The sequence below is a fragment of the Achromobacter sp. Marseille-Q4962 genome, assembly GCF_943737005.1.
Lineage (GTDB): Bacteria > Pseudomonadota > Gammaproteobacteria > Burkholderiales > Burkholderiaceae_B > Achromobacter.
In genome coordinates this window covers 43,362-65,671 of the sequence record NZ_CALSFU010000024.1, presented here as the reverse complement: position 1 = coordinate 65,671, position 22,310 = coordinate 43,362, and the positions used below count along the sequence as shown (strand labels likewise).

General features: G+C 69.1%; 19 protein-coding genes. 9 read left to right on the top strand and 10 right to left on the bottom strand.

Annotated features, from left to right (window positions below):
* Positions 1 to 5 precede the first annotated feature (5 nt).
* From NGJ44_RS19085 to NGJ44_RS19075, 3 genes are all read right to left on the bottom strand, one after another.
* On the bottom strand, positions 6 to 1,217 hold the full coding sequence (locus NGJ44_RS19085) for an amino acid ABC transporter substrate-binding protein (RefSeq protein ID WP_251865122.1): 1,212 nt from the start codon (positions 1,215 to 1,217) through the stop codon (positions 6 to 8).
* Between the two features lie 102 nt (positions 1,218 to 1,319).
* Entirely contained in the window at positions 1,320 to 2,633 is a 1,314-nt protein-coding gene (locus NGJ44_RS19080; RefSeq protein WP_053245647.1) for an ArgE/DapE family deacylase, read from the bottom strand.
* 34 nt (positions 2,634 to 2,667) lie between these two features.
* Positions 2,668 to 3,996, bottom strand: a complete 1,329-nt coding sequence (locus tag NGJ44_RS19075) for an MFS transporter (protein WP_053245646.1) — start codon at positions 3,994 to 3,996, stop codon at positions 2,668 to 2,670.
* A 167-nt stretch (positions 3,997 to 4,163) separates the two neighbouring features.
* Between NGJ44_RS19075 and NGJ44_RS19070 the strand changes: the two genes are divergently transcribed.
* Positions 4,164 to 5,180, top strand: a complete 1,017-nt coding sequence (locus NGJ44_RS19070) for a LysR family transcriptional regulator (protein ID WP_251865120.1) — start codon at positions 4,164 to 4,166, stop codon at positions 5,178 to 5,180.
* 392 nt (positions 5,181 to 5,572) lie between these two features.
* Positions 5,573 to 6,343: a hypothetical protein gene (locus NGJ44_RS19065; protein ID WP_251865118.1), complete on the top strand. Its 771-nt coding sequence runs from the start codon at positions 5,573 to 5,575 to the stop codon at positions 6,341 to 6,343.
* Positions 6,344 to 6,371: 28 nt separating this feature from the next.
* Here the strand turns inward: NGJ44_RS19065 and NGJ44_RS19060 are convergent, their stop codons facing one another.
* From NGJ44_RS19060 to NGJ44_RS19050, 3 genes are all read right to left on the bottom strand, one after another.
* Positions 6,372 to 6,959, bottom strand: coding sequence for a YceI family protein (locus NGJ44_RS19060; RefSeq protein ID WP_251865116.1), 588 nt, complete (start codon positions 6,957 to 6,959; stop codon positions 6,372 to 6,374).
* A gap of 79 nt (positions 6,960 to 7,038) precedes the next feature.
* A complete protein-coding gene (locus NGJ44_RS19055) occupies positions 7,039 to 9,507 on the bottom strand; it encodes a heavy metal translocating P-type ATPase (RefSeq protein ID WP_251865114.1) in 2,469 nt (822 codons plus the stop codon).
* 86 nt (positions 9,508 to 9,593) lie between these two features.
* The gene (locus NGJ44_RS19050; RefSeq protein ID WP_251865112.1) at positions 9,594 to 10,607 is read right to left on the bottom strand and encodes a DNA-binding protein; all 1,014 of its coding nucleotides are present in this window, start codon (positions 10,605 to 10,607) and stop codon (positions 9,594 to 9,596) included.
* A 152-nt stretch (positions 10,608 to 10,759) separates the two neighbouring features.
* Here NGJ44_RS19050 and NGJ44_RS19045 point away from each other — a divergent pair, with 152 nt between their 5' ends.
* A complete protein-coding gene (locus tag NGJ44_RS19045; protein ID WP_251865110.1) occupies positions 10,760 to 11,896 on the top strand; it encodes a site-specific integrase in 1,137 nt (378 codons plus the stop codon).
* Between the two features lie 245 nt (positions 11,897 to 12,141).
* Positions 12,142 to 13,935, top strand: coding sequence for a GGDEF domain-containing protein (locus tag NGJ44_RS19040; protein ID WP_251865108.1), 1,794 nt, complete (start codon positions 12,142 to 12,144; stop codon positions 13,933 to 13,935).
* Between the two features lie 233 nt (positions 13,936 to 14,168).
* Here NGJ44_RS19040 and NGJ44_RS19035 read toward each other — a convergent pair whose 3' ends face one another.
* Together NGJ44_RS19035 and NGJ44_RS19030 are read right to left on the bottom strand one after the other, a co-directional pair.
* A complete protein-coding gene (locus tag NGJ44_RS19035) occupies positions 14,169 to 14,318 on the bottom strand; it encodes a hypothetical protein (protein WP_160318574.1) in 150 nt (49 codons plus the stop codon).
* A 223-nt stretch (positions 14,319 to 14,541) separates the two neighbouring features.
* Positions 14,542 to 14,847, bottom strand: coding sequence for an Rdx family protein (locus NGJ44_RS19030; RefSeq protein WP_053245185.1), 306 nt, complete (start codon positions 14,845 to 14,847; stop codon positions 14,542 to 14,544).
* Positions 14,848 to 15,007: 160 nt separating this feature from the next.
* Between NGJ44_RS19030 and NGJ44_RS19025 the strand changes: the two genes are divergently transcribed.
* Positions 15,008 to 16,219, top strand: a complete 1,212-nt coding sequence (locus tag NGJ44_RS19025; RefSeq protein ID WP_251865105.1) for a multidrug effflux MFS transporter — start codon at positions 15,008 to 15,010, stop codon at positions 16,217 to 16,219.
* 91 nt (positions 16,220 to 16,310) lie between these two features.
* Positions 16,311 to 17,111, top strand: coding sequence for an enoyl-CoA hydratase (locus NGJ44_RS19020; protein ID WP_251865103.1), 801 nt, complete (start codon positions 16,311 to 16,313; stop codon positions 17,109 to 17,111).
* 28 nt (positions 17,112 to 17,139) lie between these two features.
* Here NGJ44_RS19020 and chrA read toward each other — a convergent pair whose 3' ends face one another.
* The gene (gene chrA, locus NGJ44_RS19015) at positions 17,140 to 18,390 is read right to left on the bottom strand and encodes a chromate efflux transporter (protein WP_251865101.1); all 1,251 of its coding nucleotides are present in this window, start codon (positions 18,388 to 18,390) and stop codon (positions 17,140 to 17,142) included.
* A 97-nt stretch (positions 18,391 to 18,487) separates the two neighbouring features.
* Positions 18,488 to 20,083 (bottom strand): TerC family protein, encoded by a 1,596-nt coding sequence (locus NGJ44_RS19010; RefSeq protein ID WP_251865099.1) that lies wholly within the window; start codon positions 20,081 to 20,083, stop codon positions 18,488 to 18,490.
* A gap of 51 nt (positions 20,084 to 20,134) precedes the next feature.
* On the opposite strand from NGJ44_RS19010, the gene NGJ44_RS19005 reads away from it, so the two are divergent.
* The 3 genes from NGJ44_RS19005 (at position 20,135) to NGJ44_RS18995 (ending at position 22,296) form a co-directional block, all read left to right on the top strand.
* Entirely contained in the window at positions 20,135 to 20,368 is a 234-nt protein-coding gene (locus NGJ44_RS19005) for a hypothetical protein (RefSeq protein WP_251865097.1), read from the top strand.
* Positions 20,369 to 20,749: 381 nt separating this feature from the next.
* Positions 20,750 to 21,463, top strand: coding sequence for an MgtC/SapB family protein (locus tag NGJ44_RS19000; RefSeq protein ID WP_251865095.1), 714 nt, complete (start codon positions 20,750 to 20,752; stop codon positions 21,461 to 21,463).
* A gap of 68 nt (positions 21,464 to 21,531) precedes the next feature.
* Positions 21,532 to 22,296, top strand: coding sequence for an endonuclease/exonuclease/phosphatase family protein (locus tag NGJ44_RS18995; RefSeq protein WP_251865093.1), 765 nt, complete (start codon positions 21,532 to 21,534; stop codon positions 22,294 to 22,296).
* Positions 22,297 to 22,310: the final 14 nt, after the last annotated feature.

The window sequence follows — 22,310 nt, the reverse complement described above, 5'->3', positions numbered from 1 at the left end:
GGGCGTCAGCGCGCGTTCCAGGCCGGCATCGGGTATTTGGGCGGCGTCACGAAGCCCTTGGCGCCGTAGACCTCCGCCAGATTGTCGCCCTGCACCTGGATCACCACCTGCGGCAGGTCGATCTGGCCGTGGGCATTGAAGGCGACCGGGCCGTACAGACTGTCGAACCGAATGGCCGCCAGCGCGTCGCGCACCTTCTTGGGATCGGCCGTGCCCGCCTTCTCCATGGCTTCGACCAGCGCCTCCACATCGGCCACGCCCGAAGCGGCGTGGTAGTCCGGGTCATAGCCGTATTTGGCCTTGTAGGCCCGGGCGAACTGCTGCGCGTCGCCAAACCAGCGGTCCTTCAGCGCGGCCGAGGGCAGCCAGGCCGTCATGCCGAAGGCGTAGTCCGCGTCCTTGCCCAGCGCCTTGCGGAAATCCTCGGAGGGCACGCCCACGGTGAACGAATACATCTTGGGCGCCACCGCCAGGCTCTTGGCCTGGCGCACGAAATTCAGGATCTCGGTTTCGTGGCCCGCCACCAGCACCGCGTCCACCTGTTTGCTCTTGATCTGCGACAGCAGCGAATTGAAGTCGGTGGCGTTGGTGCTGTAGCGCTCGTCCATCACGACTTTCAGTCCGGCTTTCTTGAGCAAGGGCCGCGTGCCCTCGGCCACCGACACGTCGAACGCATCGTCCGCATAGAGCAGGGCTACGCTTTGCGGCGCGGGCTTGAGCGCCTTGAGCATGCTTACGGTGCTGCCGAAGTAATTGCTGGCCGGCGCCAGCGTGCCGAAAATGTATTTGAATTTGCGCGAGAAAATCTGGTCCGACGCGCCGCCGCCCTGGACCATGGGCACCTGGTATTTCTCGGACACCGCCGAATCGGCCAGCGCGAAATTGCTCGCGAAAGGCCCCAGCAGCAGGTTGACCTTGTCCTGGCTGACGAGCTGCGTGTACTGGCGCACGCTCAGGTTCACGTCGGACTGGTTGTCGTAGATCTTGAGCGCCAGCTTGTGCGCCTGGCCGCCGATTTTCACGCCGCCGGCGGCATTGATCTTCTCGACCGCCATTTCATAGGCGTCGCGATAATAGCGCCCGGTGTTCGACACCGGGCCCGTCAGCTGGACCGAGGCGCCCAGCACGATATCTTTCGGCGCATCCGCCGCAAGCGCCGAAGCCGCCTGCAACGACAATGCCGCCACCGCCAGCGCGGGAATGAGTTTCCGGTACATGGCGTCGTCTCCTGTGGGTTTTTATGCAACTTATTGTGAGACGCACGCTATTACGTTTACCTGAACTCTCCCTCCGGCTTCCCGCGCGGGCGGTCCGGCGGATCAGATCCGGCCGGCCTGCGTGTCGATGCCGCACCATTGTGCGATAAAAAGCGCGATGGTCTTGGTGACCAGGCGCACCGACTCGAGATGCACGCGCTCGTCGAATCCGTGGATGTCCAGCGATTTCGGCCCGTAGACCAGCGTGGGCATGTTGCCGTAGATCACGAATACCCGCGCGTCGAGATAGCCCGGCGTGGTAAAGCTCTGCAGCTCGCTGCGAAAGGCCCGGCGGTGGCATTCGCGCAGCGTGTGCTCGGCGTCGGAGCCTTCCTCCAGCACATAGCCTTCCGCGTAGAAACCCGTATACGTGATCGCAGGCGGCGTGCCGCCCAGCCGCGAGTCGGACGCGGCCGCCTCGCGCAGGCAGGCCTCGATCTGCTCGCGGGCCTCGTCGGCCGTCGTGCCCGGATAAATGGCCGCGCGCACATCGAATTCGCACCACGGCGGCACCGTCGAGGGCCAGTCTCCGCCTTCGATCTTGCCGATATTGAAGTTGATGGGGTGGTCGAGGTGCTCGAAATGCCGGTGGCAACGATGCTGGCCGTTCCATTGCGCTTCGAGCTTGCGCAGGGCCTGCATCGCGGCGTAGGCGGCATCGATGGCGTTGAACCCGCTGTCCATCTCGCGCGTATGGCTCGGGCGGCCGCGCACCCGCACCTTGAACCACAGCACGCCCACATTGGCCCGCACCAGCATGTTCTCTTCGGGCTCGGGAATGATCACGGCATCGGCCTGGTAGCCGCGCAACAGCGCGGCCAGCGCGCCGTTGCCGGTGCATTCCTCCTCGACGACGGACTGGAAATAGATGGGCGCGGCCGGCCGGTATCCCGCGGCGCGCACCGCGTCGTAGGCGAACAGGTTCGCGGCCAGGCCGGCCTTCATGTCGGCGGCGCCCCGGCCGTACATCCAGCCGTCGACGATGGCCGGGTCCCAGGGCGACCGGCTCCACATATCCAGCGGGCCCGTGGGCACCACGTCGATGTGGCCGTTCAGGATGAGGGAGCGCCCGGCCTGCGTCTCGGGCCGGTACGTGCCCACCACATTGAAGGCATTCTCGTACGATACGGTCACGGGACCGAAGCCGGGATGCGACCGGATGTCGTCGATGTCGATTTTCCAGCGGTCCATCGCGAAGCCGCGTTCGCGCATCGCCTCGAACAGAAAATCCTGAGCGGTGTGCTCCTGCTCCCGCAGCGACGGAAAGCGCACGAGATCCTGCGTGAACGCCACTTGCGCATCGAAGCGGTCGTCGACGGCCCGCAGGATGTCGCGGATCTGTTCTTCGGTCAGTGCTGCGGGTTGCGTCTGCGTCATGTTCATTCCTCGTAAATGATGGTGATGGGCCTGGTCAGGCCGAGGCTTTAGCCGCGCGCGCGTTGGGCGCGGACCGCACGAGCCGGCGCTTGTGCGCGGCCAGGCCCCAGATGGAAACCAGCGTGATGGCGGAAAGCACGGAATAAAAAAACGCCAGCGGCAGCCATTGACCCGGATACCGGTGCGAGATCCAGGTGCCGATCAGCGGCGTCAGCCCGCCCGCGATAGCGCCGCAGAATTGGTATGACAGCGAGATGCCCGAATAGCGGATGTGGGTCTGGAACGCCGAACTGATGTAGCCGGCCATGGCCGAGTAGATCGTGGCCATGAATACCAGCACGATCGCGATCCCGGCGATGATGCTGTAGGCGCTGCCGTGGTTGACCAGCATGAACATAGGGTAGGGCGCCAGCACCGAACAGAACGCGGCACCGATCAGCACGCGGGCCGGGCCCGCCGCGTCGGCCAGCCAGGCGGCCAGCGGCTGCACGAAGAACTGGATGATCGCCACCACGAAAAGACAGTCCAGGATCAGCGCGCGGTCCAGTCCCATGGTCTGCGTCGTGTACGACAGCATGAATGTGTTGGTGAAGTAGATGCCGCCGATGGCCACGGTGCATACCCCCATGCAGAGCAGCACCGTGCGCCATGCGGTGCGAAGCACCTCCTTGGCCGGTACTTCCGCCCGTTCCTGCTGCGCCAGCACCCGGGCGAAGTCGGGGGACTCGTTCACGCCCACGCGGATGAAATAGCCCACGACCAGCAGGACCGCGCTGACGAGGAACGGTATCCGCCAGCCCCAGCCCGCAAAGGCGGTTTCGTCCAGCCCGGTGAGCAGCCGGAACGCCAGCAGCGACAGGATCAGGCCGGCCGGGCTGCCGAGCTGCGCGAAAGACGCGGCGAACGTGCGCCGCCCCTGCGACGCGTGCTCGCCGGCCATCAGCACCGCGCCGCCCCATTCGCCGCCGACGGCCAGCCCTTGCGCCAGCCGCAGCAGCAGCAACAGGGCAGGGGCCCAGAACCCGGCCATGGCGTAGCTGGGAAGCAGGCCGATGCCGACCGTGGCCACGCCCATGATGACCAGGGTTGCCATCAAGGCCTTCTTGCGGCCCACTCGGTCGCCCAGGTGCCCAAACACCACGCCGCCCAGCGGCCGCGCCAGAAACCCCGCGGCGAAGGTGCCGAACGACGCCATGGTGCTGACGAACGGATCGGCCGTGGGAAAAAATACCTTGCCGAACACCAGCGCCGCGGCCGTGGCGTAGATGTAGAAGTCGTACCACTCGATGGTTGTGCCGATAAAGGCGGCGGTCGCGGCGCGCACGGGCTGCCGCGCGACGGGAAAACTGGCGGAACCAGCCATGAGAGTCTCCTCGAACGCATGTCGTTATTCGAAGCCGCGTTTATCGCTCCGGGCTGATATAACGTCAATTTATGCTTATTAATAATCAACTTAAATAGTATTAATATTGATGCCATACGGCGCGATCCCGCCGTCCACCGCCGTCAATTCCGCCGAAAAACCCCGACATGCCGCCCGACACCATGCCTGCCCAGCCCAAACCGACTCCCGCCGCGCTGCGGCCAGGCGATCGCCTCGACTGGAACCTGCTGCGCACGTTCCTGGTCATCGTCCAGGAGCGCAGCATCAGCGGCGCGGCCGCCAAGCTGCACCTGACCCAGTCCGCCGTCAGCCAGGCGCTGCGGCGCCTCGAAGAGCAGCTCCAGCGCCGCCTGATCGAGCGGCACAACACGGCGTTCACCATCACGAACGCCGGAGAAGAAGTGCGCCGCGCCGCACAAGCCATTTACGGCAACGTGGCGCAGCTGCTGACCGAGGTGTCGCAGACCGAGGTCGAAACCGCGGGCCGGATCCATCTGCTCGTCGCGAGCCGCATCCATTCCGGCGTCTACGACAGCTTCTGGGCGCATTTCCACCGCGCCTATCCGCGGATCGAAGTCCAGATGGACGTGCTGCCCAGCAGCGAAATCGTCGCCCTCATGCAGCAGCGCGGCGCCAGCGCCGGCATCGCCGTGTGCCGCCAGATTCCCAAGCGGCTGGAGCACAAGATCTTCCTCCAGCAGCGCTACGCGCTTTTCTGCGGCCGCAACCATGCGCTGTTCGGCAAGACCGACATCCGCATCGACGACCTGCTGGGGGAGAATTTCGTGTCGTTCGCCAGCGACGCGCTGGGCGACAGCCTCTCGCCGCTCACCATCTTCCGCGACCAGCGCGGCTTTTCCGGCCGCATCGTCGCAACCTCTACCCAGCACGACGAAGTCAAGCGCCTGCTGATCGCCGGCTTCGGCATCGGCTGCCTGCCGGAACACAGCGTCCAGGCCGACGTCGAGCAGGGACTGCTGTGGCGGCTGCCGCCCGGCGAAGGCGTGTGCACCGTGGACCTGCACCTGCTGTGGCACCGCGACGCCCCGCAGACCGCGGCCGAAGCCTCGTTTCTGAAAGCCTTCCGCGAATACATCGACGCCTATCCGATGGCGCAGCGCCTGGCGCCGGCAACGACGCCAGGCGCCAACACGGCTGGCTGACACGCGTCCATCGAATAGGCATGTCCATACGGACAGGGACGGGAAAGCGCCGCCGCGGGCTCGTGGCACAGGGACTCGGGCAGGGGCAGCTCTTGCTGGCTACAATTTACGCATAATGTGTATTATGTAAAGTTAAATATGCCCACGCACCCTGGCGGCTGCCAAGCGTGCGACAAGGCAATGATGTCTTAACCCACAACCCAACGACCTTTCCCGTCCTAACCGCGCACCTGACTGCGCGATCACGTTTCAGGCCGGGCGCGGCGCAGCGAAGCCGCCATGGCGGGGCGCGCCGATCCGCACGCCCCGCCGCCCGCGATCCCCGACGCTGCCCGGCGGCGCGCCTTTCGCCCCAGCCACGCCGCAGCGCCGCTCCTGGAACTGACTGCCTCGTGAATCGACACGCCGCCGCGGCACGCGCGCCCAAGTCCCGGGCGCCATCGGAAACGCTGAACTTCCGGCCCGTCTTCTCCTCCGACAGCCGCGTGCACGAATACGCGGTGCAGTACACCGCGCAGCCCTTGCGCCCGGGCCCGGCGGCAAGCCTGGGAAGCGCGCTGGCCAAGGCGGCGCAGTCGCTCGACGGCCTGCGGGCGCGGGTGCCGGTGCTGCTGGACTGGCTGCCTCTGCCGCCCCATTCGCGCTGGACCGCCGACGGCTTCTGGGAAAGCGACGGCCTGCGCCTGCAGGACGGATTGCTGCACGCGAGTCCGGGCGCCTTTCGCGCCGGCCCGGTTTCCGCCTGTTATCCGGCCGAGCTGGTCACCTTCCTGATCCCCCTGGTGGCGCCGTTGCATCCCCGCGCCGAATTGTTCGCTTCCTACACCGAATTCAGCGTCGGCCTGCGCGCGCGCCTGCAGTCCGCCAACCGCCACGACGGCTTGCGCGTCACGGGAGTGCACATCGGCCTGCCCTCGGGTTTTTCCGCCTCGCCGCCGCTGCAGGCCCGTCTGGCCTCGCTGATCGATCTGGCCTCGCGGGTCCGGCTGCCCGTGCTGGTGCGCAACGCCGACACGCCGGCCGAGGTGCAGGGGCTGCGGCCTTACGCCAACGTCCTGCTGCAGGGCGCGATGCTATCGCCGCCCATGAGTCCGGCCTGCCTGCGCGCCTTGCTCGAGATCGGCGGCCGCCGCTGGCGCGAATTCCGCGTGGGCGGCGCCTGAGCGGCGCCCTGGGAGCGCCTTGGTTGCGTCAGGGCGCGGCGGCGGCCAGCGCCTCGACGGTAATGCGCAGCTCCACGTCGTCGCTGACGTCGGGCGCATAGGCGCCCACGCCGAAGTCGCCACGCTTGAGCGTGGCCGTGGCGTCGAACCCCACCGCCGGCCGTCCCGCGCGCGGATGCGTGCCTTCGCGGTTGCGCACGGCTTCCAGCACCACCGGCTGCTCGTGGTTCTTGATGCGCAACACGCCCTCGATGCGCAGCCGGCCGTCTCCCTGGTCGCGCACCGACGTGCTTTCGAAACGGATGTAGGGATACGTGGCGGCGTCGAAGAACTCGGGGCCGCGCAGCATCTCGTCCAGCTTGGGCACGTGCGAGGTCAGGCTTTCCACGGGCACGCGCAGCGTGACCGAGGAAGCGGCCGGGCGCGCCGCGTCGTAGCGCAGCACGCCCTCGATGCCGCCCGCGTGCGCGGTCGGCCTGGAAAATCCGAAGTGGCTCCAGCTCACCACCACTTCCGTGTGCTCGGGATCGATCTGGTAGTCGCGGGCCTGGGCGGGCGCGGCAATGGCGAAGGCCGACAGCGCGCACGCGATGACGGCGGAGACGGAACGGCTCATGACTTACCCCACGAAATGGAAACAAGGCCGGGCAAGGGTATGCCGGGCAGCGCCCGGGCGCAAGCCGCGCCCGCCCGCGCTACGGCCGGAAACGCCGCAGGCGCAGGGCATTGCTCACCACGAACACGCTGGACAGGGCCATGGCCCCGGCGGCGAACATGGGCGAGAGCAAGGCGCCGTTGAACGGGTAAAGCGCGCCCGCTGCCACCGGAATCAGCGCCACGTTGTAGGCGAAGGCCCAGAACAGGTTCTCGCGGATGTTGGTCATGGTGGCGCGCGAGATGCCCAGCGCGGTCGGCACGCCGCCCAGGTCGCCCGACATGAGCACCACGTCGGCGGCCTCGATGGCGATGTCGGTGCCGGTGCCGATGGCCACGCCCACGTCCGCCTCCGCCAGCGCGGGCGCGTCGTTGATGCCATCGCCGACATAGGCCACGGCGCCGTAACGCTCGCGCAGCCGCCTGACCGCCTCGACCTTGCCGTCGGGCAGCACCTCGGCCACCACCTCGTCGATGCCGAGCTGGCGCGCGATGGCCTGGCCGGTGCGCCGGTTGTCGCCGGTCACCATCGCCACTTTCAGCCCTTGCGCATGCAGGTTGCGGATGGCTTGGGCCGAACTTTCCTTGACGGGATCGGCCACGGCCACCATGGCGGCCAGCCTGCCGCCGATAGCGGCGTAGAGCGGCGTCTTGCCTTCTTCGCCGAGCCGCTCGGCCTGCGGACGCAGGCCCGAGACGTCCAGGCCCAGGCGGGCCATGTAGCGGTCGGCCCCGATCTGCACGCGCTCGCCGTCGACCGTGGCCGCGACGCCGAAGCCCGTGAGCGACTCGAAGCCGCCGGCCTGGCCCGGCGCCAGGCCGCGTTCCTGGGCCGCGCGCGCGATGGCCTGCGCGATCGGGTGCTCGGATCGCGCCTCCACGGCAGCGATCTTGCGCAGGATGTCGTCGCGGCCCGCTTCCGCCATGCCCTCGGCCAGCACCAGGTCCGTAAGCTCGGGCCGGCCCCTGGTGAGCGTGCCGGTCTTGTCCACCGCCACCACCCGCGCGTTGCGCAGCGACTGCAGGGCCTCGCCCTTGCGGAACAGCACACCGAGCTGCGCCGCCCTGCCCGTACCCACCATGATGGAGGTGGGCGTGGCCAGGCCCATGGCGCAGGGGCACGCGATGATGAGCACCGCCACCGCATTGACCAGCGCATAGGTCAGCGCCGGCTGCGGGCCGAACAGCAGCCAGAGCGCGAAGGTCAGCGCCGCCGCGGCCATGACCGCGGGCACGAACCACATGGTGATGCGGTCCACCAGCGCCTGGATGGGCAGCTTGGCGCCCTGGGCGTGCTCCACCATGCGGATGATCTGCGCCAGCACCGTGTCGCCGCCGACATGCGTGGCCCGCACCGTCAGCGCGCCGTTCTGGTTGACGGTGCCGCCCACCACCTGCGCGCCGGGCGTTTTCTCGACCGGCACGGGTTCGCCGCTGATCATGGACTCGTCCACGAAGCTGCTGCCTTCCTGCACGTCGCCGTCCACCGGCACGCGCTCCCCGGGCCGGATCTCGACAAGATCGCCCACGGCCACCTCGGCCAGCGGCACCTCGCGCGCCTGCCCGTCGCGCCGCACACGGGCCGTCTTGGGCCGCAGGCCCACCAGCCGCTGGATCGCGGCCGAGGTATTGCCCTTGGCCTTGGCTTCCAGGTAGCGCCCCAGCAGGATCAGCGCCACGATGACGGCGGCGGCCTCGAAGTACACGTTGACCGTGCCGGCCGGCAACAGGCCCGGCGCGAAGGTGGCGACGACGGAATAGAGATAGGCCGCGCCCGCGCCCAGCGCCACGAGCGAATTCATGTCGGGCGCGCCCCGGAACAGGGCCGGAATGCCCGCCGCGAAAAAACGCCGCCCCGGGCCGGCCAACACGGCGGTGGCAAGCGCGAACTGGATAATCCAGCTCGTCTGCGTGCCCAGCTTGTGGGCAACCGCGTGGTGGAAAGCGGGGATCATGTGCCCGCCCATTTCGAGCACGAATACAGGCAGCGCGAGCACGGCCGCCACGACGAGATCGCGCAGCAGCGCGTGGCGCTCGGCTTCCTGGCGGGCGTCCAGCGCATCCGGCTCCGCCTCCTGGCCCGACACGGGCGTGGCTTCGTAGCCGGCCCTGGCCACGGCCGCCGTCAGCGCCGCTACCGACACGCCGCCCACGGCCGCGACCTGGGCCCGGCCATTGGCCAGGTTGACGCTGGCGCCCGTGACGCCGGGCACCGATTTCAGGGCTTTCTCGACCCGGCCCACGCATGAGGCGCAGGTCATGCCGCCGATGGCGAGGTCCAGCTCGTGCGTCGGCACGTCGTAGCCCGCCTTGCGCACCGCCTGCACCACCGCCTGCGCGTCGGGGGCCCCGTCGAAAGCGATGTCGGCGCGCTCGGTGGCGAGATTGACGCTGGCCTTGGCCACGCCGGGCACCGCGCCCAGGGCTTTCTCGACGCGGCGCACGCAGGAAGCGCAGGTCATGCCCTCGATGGGCAGGGCGAGCGCAGCGGCGCGATGTAGGCTTTCCATGGCAACTCCTGGTGTCCTGGGGCGCGGCAATGCCGCGATGATTCACACTCCAGGTTCACACTCTAAGGATTACCACCATGGGAAGGTCAAGCGGCAGGCCGGGTGGCGGCGACGAGGTGGCGCGCAAGTTCGGCCAGCTGCTCGTCCTTGCGGGCCTGGGCCGCATGCGCTTCCTGCAGCCCCTCTTCAGCCCGCGCCAGCCGCGATTCGAGCGCCTCGATCTGCTGGCGCGCCGCGTTGAGCGCCTGAATGGCCGTGTTTGCCCTGCCCTCCAGCGCGGCCCGCTGCCGAGCCAGCGCCGCGGCCGACTCCGCCTGCAGCGTCTGGGCCTTGCGTTCGGCGGCGCGCGTGGCTTCGGCCAGCGCCGCTTCCATTTCGCGCACGCGCGCCTGCAGGCCCTGCTCGCGCGAGGCGGCCTCGTCCAGCCGGGCGCGCAGTTTCCGCGCCGCTTCGCGCTCGGCGTCCAGCGCGGTCAGCCAGCGGCGCTCATGCGCCGCGTGCCGGGCTTCCAGCGCCTGCTGCGCCTCCTGGTGGGCGATGCGCGCCTGGCGGTGCTCGGCCTGCTCGGCGTCGGCGCGCGCCCGGGCCTGGGCCAGTTCGGCGGCCAGGGCCTGGACCTGCGCGTCCTGCTGGGCCAGCCGCGTCTCGGCGGCCTGCAGGCGCGCATTGCTGTCCCGCAACTGCGCGCGCGCCAGCTCCACGGCTGCCGCCAGGTCTTGCTCGCGCCGCTGGAGCGCTTGCTCGCGGGCTTGCAGCGCCTCGGCGCGGGTCGCCAGCGCGGCCTGGCGTTCGTCGCATTCGGCCATGCGCTGGCGGTGCGCTTCGGCCTGTTCCTGGCGCGCCGTGGCCAGGGCCGTTTCCCATAGTTGCGCGGCGGCCTGCCGCACCGGATCGGGCGCGGCAGGCGCCGCCGCGAATGCGCCGGGGTCTTTGATGCGCGCGCCGAGCGCGCGGAACCAGCTTTCCAGGTGCGGGCTGACCGTATTGGGCGAACCGCGCCCGATCTTCTGCCTGACCCGCTCGATGGTCGGCCGCGCGCCCTCCATGAGCAGCGCATCGGCCGCCGCCCATACGTCTTGTTCGCCTATGCCCGTTGCCATGCTCGCCTCCTTGCCTGCCCGGCTTGATTGCCCGGCGCGTTGCGGCCAAACTACTCACGATAAGAGAACATTATCGTGATTTATCTGTTCTATACGTTAGATATCATACATCATATGTATTATTTATTATTTCCTACAGGATGCGGCACGCCATGAAACCCGGCCAGCGCGCCCTGCCCGTCAAATGGCTGGATCCGGACACGCTGGACCGGCGGGCCGAAGCCGCCGCCCGCGCCTTGCTGCGCGAAGGCAGCGCCCCCAACACGCTGGCCAGCTACCGCAGCGCGCTGCGGTACTGGGCGGCCTGGTACGAATTGCGCTATGGACGCCCTTTTGCCCTGCCGCTGCCGGAGGCCGCCGTCATGCAGTTCGTGGTGGACCATGCCCAGCGGGCCGAGGGCCGCGCGCTGGTGTGCGAATTACCCGCGGAAATCGACGAGGCGCTGGTGCGCCAGGGCGCCAAGGCCCGCCTGGGGCCGCCCAGCCTCAATACGCTGATGCTGCGGATATCGGTGCTGTCCAAGGCGCACGATGCCCTGCGCCACCCCAATCCGTGCCGCAGCGCGGCGCTGCGCGAGCTCTTGTCGCGCACCCGGCGCGCCTACGCGCGCCGCGGCGCCGGGCCTCGCCAGAAGCCCGCGCTCACGCGCGAGCCGCTGGAGGCGTTGCTGGCAACCTGCGACGATTCGCTTTGCGGTTTGCGCGACAGGGCGCTGCTGCTGTTTGCCTGGGCAAGCGGCGGGCGGCGCCGCTCCGAAGTGGCGCAGGCCACCGTGGAGAACACGGTGGCCACGGCCGACGGCTACCTGTACCGCCTGGGCGCCTCCAAGACCAACCCCTCGGGGGCGCCGCGCGCCGACGACGCCAAGCCCATCGTGGGCGTGGCCGCCCAGGCGCTGGCCGAGTGGCTGCGCGCCAGCGGCATCAGGCACGGCGCCCTCTTCCGGCGAATACGCCGCGGCGGGGTGGTGGCCGAGCCCCTGGCGCCGGCGGCCGTGCGCGACATCGTGCGTAAACGCTGCCGGCTCGCGGGTCTGGAAGACGCCTACTCCGCGCACAGTCTGCGCTCGGGCTTCGTGACCGAAGCCGGGCGCCGGCAGGTGCCCCTGGGCGACGCCATGGCCATGACGGGTCATGCCAGCGTCAGCACGGTCATGCGGTATTTCCGCGCGGGATCTGCCGCGCAGTCTCCCGCCGCCCGCCTGCTGGAGCCGCAAGACGATCGCGCGGATCCGGCCCCCGGCAGTTCCGCCCCGGACTCCGTCGCGGCGGACCGCGCCGGGCCTTAGGTTTCCCTTTCCGCCGATGCGCGCGCTTTTTTCGTTCGCGCGCAATCTGCCGCCGAGGCGAAATAAAACGCAGGTATCCGCAGCCAATTGAAATTCAAACCGGGACCACAACGTTTTATTTCATGCCAATTATCAAGAAATGTATTTTCTGTGGCACAGGGACGCCGCCCGTTCATATTTAAAGTATTCTCCGCAGCAAACAGAACGGGCATCCCCTCCGGTATATGCTGCGCAGCGCTTTTTCCGTGAAATCCCTGGAACGCTATTTTCTGCTTCTCGCAGTGGCGGTCCTGGTTCCGGTATCCATACTGACCGGCATGCTGCTGATGCATAACTGGAAGGCATTTTCGTCGGCGCGCGAGGCGCAACGCGGATTCGACATCGTCCGCGCCACGCTCCAGGCGATGGAACGGGTTTCGGCGGAACGCGGCCCCATGAATGCGGCATTCGGCTTCGATTATCCCGTGCCGGCTTCCGCGCTCGAGCGCGTGCGCATCGCGCGCGAACAGAGCGAAGCCAAAATCGCCGATCTGCTGGCGCTGTATCGTGCGCCGCTTTATCCGGATTCGGCGCCCGAGTTCAATAATGTCCAGCGGATCCGCCATCTTCTTCTCGAAGCGCGCGAAATGGCGGACCGGCTTTTCGCCACGCCGCATGCCGAAGTGTCGGGCCGCGTCTTTCTCCAGGCCGTGGAGAAAATGGTGGCGATTATCCCGGAACTGCAGGCATCCATGGCGGGCGGCGTGGCCAGAGTGCTGCGCAACGACACGGACGCGCCCAGCCTGCTCGCGCTCTCCCTGCTGGCGGCGGAGCTGCGCGAGCAGGCCGGGCTGCTGGGTTCGATGTTCACGCCCGCGCTGGTCAAGCAGAGAAAGCTGACGCAGGACGACGAGTACCGCATCGAGCACACCCTGGGACGCATCGACACGCTGCGCGCGCTGATCGCCGCGCGTATCGACACGCTGCCCGAGCCGCGGCCCTCGGCGGCATACCGGAGACTGCTGCAAGGGTATTTCGGCGAGGGGCTGCAATATATTGCCAAGGTGCGCGACGAGGCGGCGCGGCAGCCCGCGCCGGTCACCACGGCCGAACTGGCGGCCAGATATGTGCCGATGATGCGGTCGATCACGGAGTTCCGCGACGTGATGCTCGCGGACCTGCAGGCGCACATCGAAGCCCAGCGCCGCGAATCGTTGCGGCTACTGACCGTTACCCTGCTGGCGGCCGCCACGCTGGCCGCGGCCTTGCTGCTGTCGCTCGGGCAATTCCGCCGCCGCGTGATCCGTCCGTTCGTGCAGGCCACCCGGCTGATCGGCGCCATCGCCGACGGCGGGCCAGTGGGCGAAATCCCGGTGGGAAAGTACCGCGGCGAGGTGGACGGGATGTTCCATGCGCTCAATGTCCTCAAGGACAATGCCGCCACGCAGCGCCAGCTCCAGCGCGAACGCGACCGCCTTATCGAAGACCTTGCCCATATGGCGGAAACCGATTTCCTGACGGGCCTGCTCAACCGCCGTGCGTTCGAAACGCACTTCGAGACGCTGCGCAGCCAGTGGCGCGGCTCCCCGCCCGTGCTGGCGTTCATCCTGTTCGACATCGATGAGTTCAAGCGCGTGAACGATACCTGCGGCCATGCGGCCGGCGACCAGGCGCTGCGCACGGTGGCCGATCTGTGCCGCAAGACCTGGCGGCAGTCGGATGTGGTGGCGCGAGTGGGCGGCGAGGAATTCGCGGCGCTGTGCCTGGGCGAAAGCGTGGCGCACGTGGTGGAAATGGCCGAGCGCATGCGCTCGGCGATCGAACGCGCCGAAGTGGTGGCCGACGGAGGCTTCCGCTTCCGCATTACGGCGAGCTTCGGCGTGGCGTGCCTGCGCTGGCACAAGGGCGCGCGCAGCGACACGCTCTTTCGCCATGCCGACGAAATGCTCTACCAGGCCAAGACGGGCGGGCGCAATCGCGTGCTGTACCAGGCCTGGGGAGAAAGCAGCGACGCCGCGCCGGCGGCGCAAAACCTGCGCGGCCAGACGGCGGGGCATTGAGCGGAGCCCGCGGCCGCCCCGGCCCTCCGGGCGCGCCGAAACCCCGCCGCGCCGAAGCCCGCTACATCCAACCCGGGGGACGCCTGAACGCGGAGCGCCGAAACGCGGGCGCGCCGAGGCCGTGGAGGGATCGGGATGCGCAACGCATCAATGCACAGGGCGGGCAATCCTGCGATTGCCCGCCCTGTAAGGAAGCCTTGCCGACCGGCGCCCTGCGCCGGCCCTGGCGCGCATTACGCAGCGCGGCGGCGCTCCGCTTCGCCGGAATGGTCCTGGGCCGATTTCACCGGCTTGGATTCGGATTCCTTTTTCTGGCCGGGAGCTTTCCAGTTAAGCGGAGCGACTTCAAAGTTCCATTTCTTGCCAATGAATTTCTGCGACATGCGCGCTCTCCTGTATGCGGGCCCCGGACTCCCCCGCCCTCGTGCGCAGCCCCGGATTCAGCGCGCCGAATAATTGCCGGTGGTGGCGGGGGACGGCAATTCAGGCGCACCGCGAAAGGGATGTCGGCGTTTATTGTTGTTTTTGATATTTGACATATCTTGGCCGGCAATTCGAAGATTTTAGCACAAAAATCGCCGAAATAACAGAATTATCCTGTCACTTTCAGGAACGTTCCGCGGAATGGCCGTCAATATGGCCCAGCGACCGGCCGGGATCCAGCCGGTCGCGCAGGCGCTGCTTGAGCGTCTTGGCGTCGGGGAAACCGCCGTCGCGCTTGCGGTCCCAGATGAGATCGCCGTTGCAGGTAATCTGGAAAATGCCGCCGGTGCCGGGCTGCAGCGCCACCTCGCCCAGATCGGTGGAAAACGTGGAAAGCAGTTCCTGCGCCATCCAGGCCGCGCGCAACAGCCATTGGCATTGCGTGCAATAGGAAATGACGATGCGGGGGCGGGTCGAGGGCGTATCCATGGCCCATCCATTCTATCTATCGCACGCCGCGGCGGCCGCAATTTCCGGCAGGTCCGCAGGGCCTTCGGCGGAGAGCCCCCCGCCGGCGCAACGGCCCGCCCCGCGGACTATAGGATAATTTCAGGTTTTTTCAGGGCCGGAGCGGCAGCCGGCAGGGACAATGGCATTTGCGGAGGCGCCGGCGCGGCGCGCATGGCTGGTTGGATTGCTGATGGGGCTGGTGACGCTGGCGCCCATGGCGATCGATATCTATCTTCCTTCTCTGCCCGCGATGGCGGCGGCGTTCGGAGCGCCGATGAGCGGCTTGCAGGCCAGCATCACGCTCTTCATTTTCACCGTGGGCCTGGGCCAGGTGCTGATCGGGCCGCTTGCGGACCGGCACGGCCGCCGGCCCGTGGCGCTGGCCGGCGTGGCGGCATACCTGGCGGGCTCGGCGCTGGGAGCGCTGGCTCCTTCCATCGAGACGTTCTATGCGGCGCGCGTGGTCCAGGGGCTGGGCGCGTGCGCGGCTTCGCTGGTGGCGTTCGCGGCGGTGCGCGACCGCTACAGCCCCACGGAAGGCGCGCGCATCTACAGCTATCTGAACGGGGCGTTGTGCCTGGTCCCCGCCCTGGCGCCGATGGTGGGCGGATTGCTCGCCATGCACGCGGGCTGGCGCAGCACCTTCGGTTTCATGGCGGCGTTCGCTCTGGCGCTGGCCGTCCTGCTGGTCCGGCGCTTCGAGGAAACCCATGCGCGGCACGAGCGGGCCGCCAGCGCGCCGCTCTACAGCGTGGCGCGCTACAAGCCCATCGTGGCGAGCGCGCGCTTTTACTACTACGCGGCCTTCGCGCTGGCCGGCATGGCCATGATCCTGGTGTTCGTGTCGGCCGCGCCCGTGGTGCTCGTGCAGCAGCTCGGCTATTCCGAACTGGGGTTTTCCGCCTGGTTCGGCGGCAACGCCGCCATCAATATCGGCGCGTTCTTTCTTGCGCCCCTGTTCATCAGGCGTTTCGGGCGCCGCGCCATGGTGCGCACCGGCATGGCGGCCCTGCTCGCGGCCAGCGCCATGCACGTGGCGGCATGGCTGTGGCTGCCTTTGTCGGCGGCGGCCTTCATGGCGCCGGTCGCCGTGCTGACGGTGGGTTTTTCGCTGGCCCTGGGTTCGGCGCTGAGCCTCGCGCTGGAGCCGTTCGCGGATCGCGCCGGCACCGCCGCCGCAGTGTTCGGGCTGCTGGAAATGAGCGGCTCGGCGCTGGCCGCCACGCTGCTGCTGGAAAGCGGCATCGCGCCGCAGGCCGCCATGGCGCTGGCGGGCGGAGCCATCGTGGGCCCCCTGTGGCTGCTGGCCGGGCGCATGAACCGCGAAACGCCGCCGGCCGCGCGGTCCTGAGGCGGCGCCGAAGCGTTAACATGCCCCAGCGCGTGCCGGCGCCGGCAAAGACCGGCCCGGCCCCGAATCCCGACCATGAGAGGAGAACGCCATGCCCGCCTTGCAGACCGCTGCCGAAGCCCCCATGCTCGAACGTTCCGACGACGGCGGCGTCACGACCTTGCGGCTGAACCGGCCCGCCCGGTTCAATGCGCTTTGCGCCGGCCTGCTGGACGCCCTGCAGCGCGAGCTCCAGGCCCTGGAGCGCGATGCCTCGGTGCGTTGCGTGGTGCTGGAAGCGGCGGGCAAGGCGTTCTGCGCCGGCCACGATCTCCGGGAGATGCGCAGCCAGCCCGACCTGGATGACTACCGCGCGCTGTTCCGCAAATGCAGCGCGGTCATGCAGGGCCTGCAGGCCCTGCCGGTGCCGGTCATCGCCAAGGTGCAGGGCATCGCCACGGCGGCCGGCTGCCAGCTCGTGGCCAGCTGCGATCTGGCCGTATGCGCCGACACGGCGCGCTTCGCGGTGTCGGGCATCAACGTCGGGCTCTTCTGCTCCACGCCCGCGGTCGCGCTGTCGCGCAATATGTCGGCCAAGCGCGCTTTCGAAATGCTGGTCACCGCCCGGTTCATCGACGCCGCCCAGGCGCTGGACTGGGGCCTGGTCAACGATGCGGTGCCCGCCGAGCGGCTGGACGCCCGCGTGGCGGAGCTGGCGCGGGACATCCTGGCCAAGAGCCCGGCGGCCATCCGCTACGGCAAGCGCATGTTCTACCGGCAGCGGCAGATGGCCCTGGGCGACGCTTACGAATACGCGGCGGACGTCATGGCGCACAACATGATGGAGGACGACGCCCGCGAGGGCATCGACGCGTTCCTGGAAAAGCGCCCACCGCGCTGGCGCCGGGCCTGAACGGCCCGGGCCGCCGCCGGCCCCGTCCTCACGACGGCATCCAGCCGAGCAATGCGCCGCCGGCCGCGCCCATGACCGCCACCCAGAACGGCGGGCAGCGCGCGTAGACCAGCAGCGAGAACAGCCCCAGCGCCAGCGCGAAGTCGGCTTTGCCGTGGATGGCACCCGTCCAGACGGGGTCGTACAACGCGGCCAGCAGCAGCCCCACCACGCTGGCGTTGACGCCGGCCAGCAGGTTGCGCGCGCCGGGCCGGCGGCGCAGGTTTTCCCAGAACGGCAGCGCGGCCACCAGCAGCAGCATGCCGGGCAGAAAGATGGCGGCCAGAAGCGCCAACGCGCCCAGCGGGCCGGAAGACGCCGCACCCAGGAAGGCCGCGAAGCTGAAGAGCGGCCCGGGCATGGCCTGGGCCGCGCCGTAGCCGGCCAGGAACTCCGGCCCGGACGGCATGCCCGTGGCCTGTGCGGTGGATTCCAGCAGCGGCAGCACGACATGGCCGCCGCCGAACACCAGCGCGCCGGCGCGGTACACGCCCCAGACCTGGGCGGCCAGGGCGGACCCCGACCCCACCGACCAAACGGGCAGGACGACGAAAAGCGCGGCAAAGAGCGCCATGGCGGCGAAGGCGGCGGCGCGCGGCACGACCGGGGCCGTGTCGCCGAATTGCGGGCGCGGCGCCACGTCGAGCAGCGCCATGCCGGCAATCGCGCCCAGCAGCAGCGCGGAGAGCTGCGAGGCCGGCCCGGGCAGCGCCAGGCACATGAGGGCGGCGGCGATCGCCAGGCCCGCCCGCAGGCGGTCCGGGCAGAGCGTGCGGCCCATGCCCCAGAGCGCCTGCGCCAGCACGGCCAGCGCGGCGATCTGCAGGCCGCGCACCGCGCCGGTCTGGACCAGCCAGGCGTTGCCCGCCAGGCCCAGGCCCAGCAGCGCCATCAGCAAGGCGCTGGGCAGCGTGAAGGCCAGCCAGGCGGCGAGCATGCCGGCCCAGCCGGCGCGGCGCAGTCCCAGCGCCATGCCGAGCTGGCTGCTGGCCGGCCCGGGCAGGAACTGGCACAGCGCCACCAGATCGGAGTAGGCGTAATCGTTCAGCCAGCGCCGGCGGTCCACGAACTCCGCGCGCAGGTATCCCAGGTGCGCGGCCGGGCCGCCGAAGCTCGTCAGGCCCAGGCGCAGGAAAGCCAGGAAGACTTCGCCGCAGGATCCGCGCGACACCGGCGCGCGCGCATGGGCGGCCGGCTGGCTGGCAACGTGCTCGTCATGGGAGGAAGGCGGCTGCGGCATGAGCGGGAGACGGGCGGATGCGGGGCAGCGCGTCGCCGCCCGCTGGACAACCTATTTTTCACCATCCCGCGGGCGGCTTAAAGCACTTTCACAATTTTCAAACAAATGGGCCGTCCGCCGCCGCGTCCCCGTCCGCCCGTGCAGACCGGAACGCCCGCGCCTGCTCGATGCGCAGGCCGGCGCGGCGCGTGATCTCGAACCGCCACGCGCCCCACTCCAGCACCTGTCCGGCGGCGGGGATGGCGCCCGCCAGGCGCAGCAGGAAACCGGCCAGCGTGGCGTCCGGACCGGCCTGGCCCAGGGCCGGGGCGTCCAGCACGCGGGCCGCGTCGTCCACGGTGAGGCGTCCGTCCAGCAGCCAGGACCCGTCGGGCAGCGGCAGCGCCGGAGGGCGGTCTTCCTGGTGCTCGGGCAGATCGCCCGCCACCGCCTCCAGCACGTCGATAGGCGTTACCAGCCCTTCGCAGACGCCATGCTCGTCCACCACGATCAGCAGGTGGTCGCGCCCGTCCCGCAGCGCTTCCAGGGCCCGCAGCACGGGCGTGGTTTCCAGCACGTAGCGCGGTTCGCGCGCCAGTTCCACGAGGTCCGGCGGCCCCGGCAGGCGCAGCAGGGGCAGCACCTGCCGGAAGTGCACGACGCCCAGCACGTTGGACGCGTCGCCCGCGCACAGGGGCAGGCGCGAATGGCCCGAGGCGAATTTGCGCACCACGTCCTCGGCCGTGTCTTTCACGTCCAGCCAGACCATGTCGCCGCGCGGCACCATGATGCTGCGCACGTCGCGCCCGCCCACGGCCAGCACGCGCTCGATGATGGAGCTTTCCTCGGGCGCGAAGGCCGCGCCCTCCTCCGCCGCGCCCTCGCCTTCCACCAGCGCCGCGAGCTCTTCTCCCTGCGCGCCCGCCGGCCCGCCGCCGCTCAGCAGTTTCAGCACCGCCTGCGCCGTGCGCTGGCGCCGGCTCAGGCCATGGGCGCTCCTGGCCCGGTTGCGCCGCGCAAGCTGGTTGAACAGCTCGATCAGGATGGAAAAGCCGATGGCGGCGTAGAGATACCCCTTGGGCACGTGGAAACCCAGCCCTTCGGCCACCAGGCTGAAGCCGATCATGAGGAGCAGGCCCAGGCACAGGATGACCACGGTGGGATGGCGCGCCACGAAATTCATCAGCGGACGGCTGGCCAGCATCATCACGGCCATGGCCGCCACCACTGCGATCATCATGATGCTCAGATCCTGCACCATGCCCACGGCGGTAATCACCGAATCCAGCGAGAACACGGCATCGAGCACCACGATCTGCAGGATCACCTGCCAGAACACGGCATGCTGCGGCTTCTGCGCGCCCTGGTGGGCCTGGCCCTCCACCCGCTCGTGCAGTTCCATCGTGCCCTTGAAGAGCAGGAAAGCGCCGCCCAGGATGAGGATGAGGTCGCGTCCGGAGATTTCCGCGTCCAGCACGGTAAACAGCGGCTGCGTCAGCGTCACCACCCAGGCGATGCCCGCCAGCAGACCCAGGCGCATCGCCATGGCCAGGCCGAGGCCGATCAGGCGCGCGCGGTTGCGCTGGTGGACGGGAAGCTTGTCGGCCAGGATGGCGATGAACACCAGGTTGTCGATGCCCAGCACGATTTCCAGGACGATCAGGGTCGCCAGGCCCAGCCAGGCGGTGGGATCGGAGATCCAGTCGAAGATCATGGGTATTCCAGAGTATGGGGACGGGATGCGGCGCGCCGCCGGCTCGGGCGCATGCGCAAGCATGCGCGGCATGGCGCGCGGAAGGGGCGGGAGGGAATGGGCGCGGCGGGCGGCGGCGCGCGCGCCGGAAGCGGCGCGATCGGCCGCCGGGAGAACCGGAAGGAAAGCCGCGTCGGGCGCGGCCTGCTACAAGGGGGATCGTCGTTCATGGAGGGCGGCGCGCCGCTGCCCGGACACTGCCCGGCAGGCTGGAGCCGCCTGGCTCGCTGGCTTACCAAAACCTGAATAATACCTGAATACCCGGTCGCCGGCCCGCCCCGGCAGGCCGAACCTGGTGTTAACCCTAGGTTGCGTCTATACTGCGGCCACCTGCAACCAATCGAGATCATTGTGAATAACGACGGATGTCGTCAGATCACGACTGCACGCGCCGCTTGACGCAGGATCCGCAGCACCGGCTGCCGGCTCCTGCCTGAGAGCAGGACGAGGCTGTCCGGTGTCCGCCCCTCCCCTCCGGGTCGCCCTTTCCAGGTCGCCCTTTCCGGGCCGCGGGCCCCGGCCCCGAACCCCTTCTTCCCTACCTCCCGCCCGGCCTTGCGCACGCGCGGCCGGAGGCGGCGCGCGCATGCGGACTGTGTTCCCCACCCGCTGAAGAACGGAGGCGCCATGCGCAATTTCGAGAACGTCCAGCTGCTTACGCTGGCCAACACCCTGATCAGCCTGTGCACCGCGTTTGTACTGGGCACCATCGTCGGCTTCGAACGCCAGTTCCGCCAGCGCACCGCCGGCCTGCGCACCAACGCGCTGGTGGCGGTCGGGGCGGCGATTTTCGTGGACATGGCGTTTCGCGTCGGAGGGGCCGACGGCGGCTCCCGCGTCATTTCCTACGTGGTGTCGGGCGTGGGTTTCCTGGGCGCGGGCGCGATCATGCGCGAGGGCGGCAGCGTGCGCGGCCTGAACACGGCGGCCACCCTGTGGGGATCGGCCGCGATCGGCGCATGCGCCGGCGCCTCGTTGCTGCTGGAAGCCGTGGCCGCCACGCTGTTCGTGCTGGCCGCCAATACGCTGCTGCGTCCCCTGGTGAGCTACGTGAACCGCCAGCCGGTGGATGCGCAGACCACCGAGGCCACCACCGTGATCAGCCTGTTTGCGCCCGCCGCCGGACGCGAAGCGGCCCTGGCCGCGCTGGAAGAAGCGCTGGAGGCGGAGCAGCTGCCCCTGTCCGCGCTGCGCATCGACCCCTACGGCCAGCACGAAGTGGAAATCGAAGCCGAACTGGGCGAAGCGGCCTTCGACGAGCAGGACCTGGACCGCGTCACGGCCCGCATCGCGCGCGAGCCGGGCGTGCGCAGCGCCCACTGGGCGGCGCGCACCGTGTAAGACGGGTCCGCGCGCCGGGCCGGGCACGGCGCTTGCTGAACGCTGCGCTTCCTGTCACCGGACCCGCCATGCCAGCCGCAGACTCCGCCGCTCCCAGGCTGACGGTGCTCACCGTCAATACGCACAAAGGCTTCACGAGCTTCAACCGCCGCTTCATGCTGCATGAATTGCGCACGGCGCTGCGCACCGCCGCGCCCGACGTGGTGTTCCTGCAGGAAGTGCTGGGCGAGCACCAGGGCCATGCGGAGCGCCACAAGACCTGGCCGCCCGGATCGCAGTACGAGTTCCTGGCCGACACGCTGTGGACCGACTATGCATATGGGCGCAACGCGGTCTATCCCGAAGGCCACCATGGCAACGCCGTACTGTCCCGCTATCCCATCCAGGCCCACGTGAACCACGACGTAAGCATGAGCGGCCACGAGGCCCGGGGCCTGCTGCACTGCGTCCTGCGCCCGCCGCACGCGGCCGCGCCGGTGCACGCCATCTGCGTGCACCTCGGGCTGCGCGAGCGGCACCGGCGGCGCCAGCTAGAGCGGCTGTGCGAGCTGATGGCCCGCGAGGTTCCGCCCGGCGAGCCGCTGCTGGTGGCGGGCGACTTCAACGACTGGCGGCAGCGCGCCGACGCGGTAATGAACGGCTGCGGCGCGCGCGAAGTGTTCACGAGCCGCGCGGGCCGGCCCGCGCGCACGTTTCCGGCGCGCTGGCCCCTGCTGCGGCTGGACCGCATCTACGTGCGCGACGTGCGCGACTGGCGGCCCGTGCCCCTGGCATCGCGCGTATGGTCCCGCCTCTCGGACCACGTGCCCATCTGCGCGGAGATTTCGCTATGAGCGTGCAGGGCCGC

Excerpts from the sequence above, each read along its gene's own strand:
- NGJ44_RS19035 (WP_160318574.1), bottom strand. The coding sequence starts at position 14,318 with ATGTCGCAGAAATTCATTGGCAAGAAATGGAACTTTGAAGTCGCTCCG.
- NGJ44_RS19045 (WP_251865110.1), top strand. The coding sequence starts at position 10,760 with ATGAAACCCGGCCAGCGCGCCCTGCCCGTCAAATGGCTGGATCCGGAC.
- chrA (WP_251865101.1), bottom strand. The coding sequence starts at position 18,390 with ATGCCGCAGCCGCCTTCCTCCCATGACGAGCACGTTGCCAGCCAGCCG.
- NGJ44_RS19050 (WP_251865112.1), bottom strand. The coding sequence starts at position 10,607 with ATGGCAACGGGCATAGGCGAACAAGACGTATGGGCGGCGGCCGATGCG.
- NGJ44_RS19085 (WP_251865122.1), bottom strand. The coding sequence starts at position 1,217 with ATGTACCGGAAACTCATTCCCGCGCTGGCGGTGGCGGCATTGTCGTTG.
- NGJ44_RS19080 (WP_053245647.1), bottom strand. The coding sequence starts at position 2,633 with ATGACGCAGACGCAACCCGCAGCACTGACCGAAGAACAGATCCGCGAC.
- NGJ44_RS18995 (WP_251865093.1), top strand. The coding sequence starts at position 21,532 with ATGCCAGCCGCAGACTCCGCCGCTCCCAGGCTGACGGTGCTCACCGTC.
- NGJ44_RS19055 (WP_251865114.1), bottom strand. The coding sequence starts at position 9,507 with ATGGAAAGCCTACATCGCGCCGCTGCGCTCGCCCTGCCCATCGAGGGC.
- NGJ44_RS19030 (WP_053245185.1), bottom strand. The coding sequence starts at position 14,847 with ATGGATACGCCCTCGACCCGCCCCCGCATCGTCATTTCCTATTGCACG.
- NGJ44_RS19025 (WP_251865105.1), top strand. The coding sequence starts at position 15,008 with ATGGCATTTGCGGAGGCGCCGGCGCGGCGCGCATGGCTGGTTGGATTG.
- NGJ44_RS19000 (WP_251865095.1), top strand. The coding sequence starts at position 20,750 with ATGCGCAATTTCGAGAACGTCCAGCTGCTTACGCTGGCCAACACCCTG.
- NGJ44_RS19060 (WP_251865116.1), bottom strand. The coding sequence starts at position 6,959 with ATGAGCCGTTCCGTCTCCGCCGTCATCGCGTGCGCGCTGTCGGCCTTC.
- NGJ44_RS19070 (WP_251865120.1), top strand. The coding sequence starts at position 4,164 with ATGCCGCCCGACACCATGCCTGCCCAGCCCAAACCGACTCCCGCCGCG.
- NGJ44_RS19010 (WP_251865099.1), bottom strand. The coding sequence starts at position 20,083 with ATGATCTTCGACTGGATCTCCGATCCCACCGCCTGGCTGGGCCTGGCG.
- NGJ44_RS19075 (WP_053245646.1), bottom strand. The coding sequence starts at position 3,996 with ATGGCTGGTTCCGCCAGTTTTCCCGTCGCGCGGCAGCCCGTGCGCGCC.
- NGJ44_RS19020 (WP_251865103.1), top strand. The coding sequence starts at position 16,311 with ATGCCCGCCTTGCAGACCGCTGCCGAAGCCCCCATGCTCGAACGTTCC.
- NGJ44_RS19005 (WP_251865097.1), top strand. The coding sequence starts at position 20,135 with ATGCGCAAGCATGCGCGGCATGGCGCGCGGAAGGGGCGGGAGGGAATG.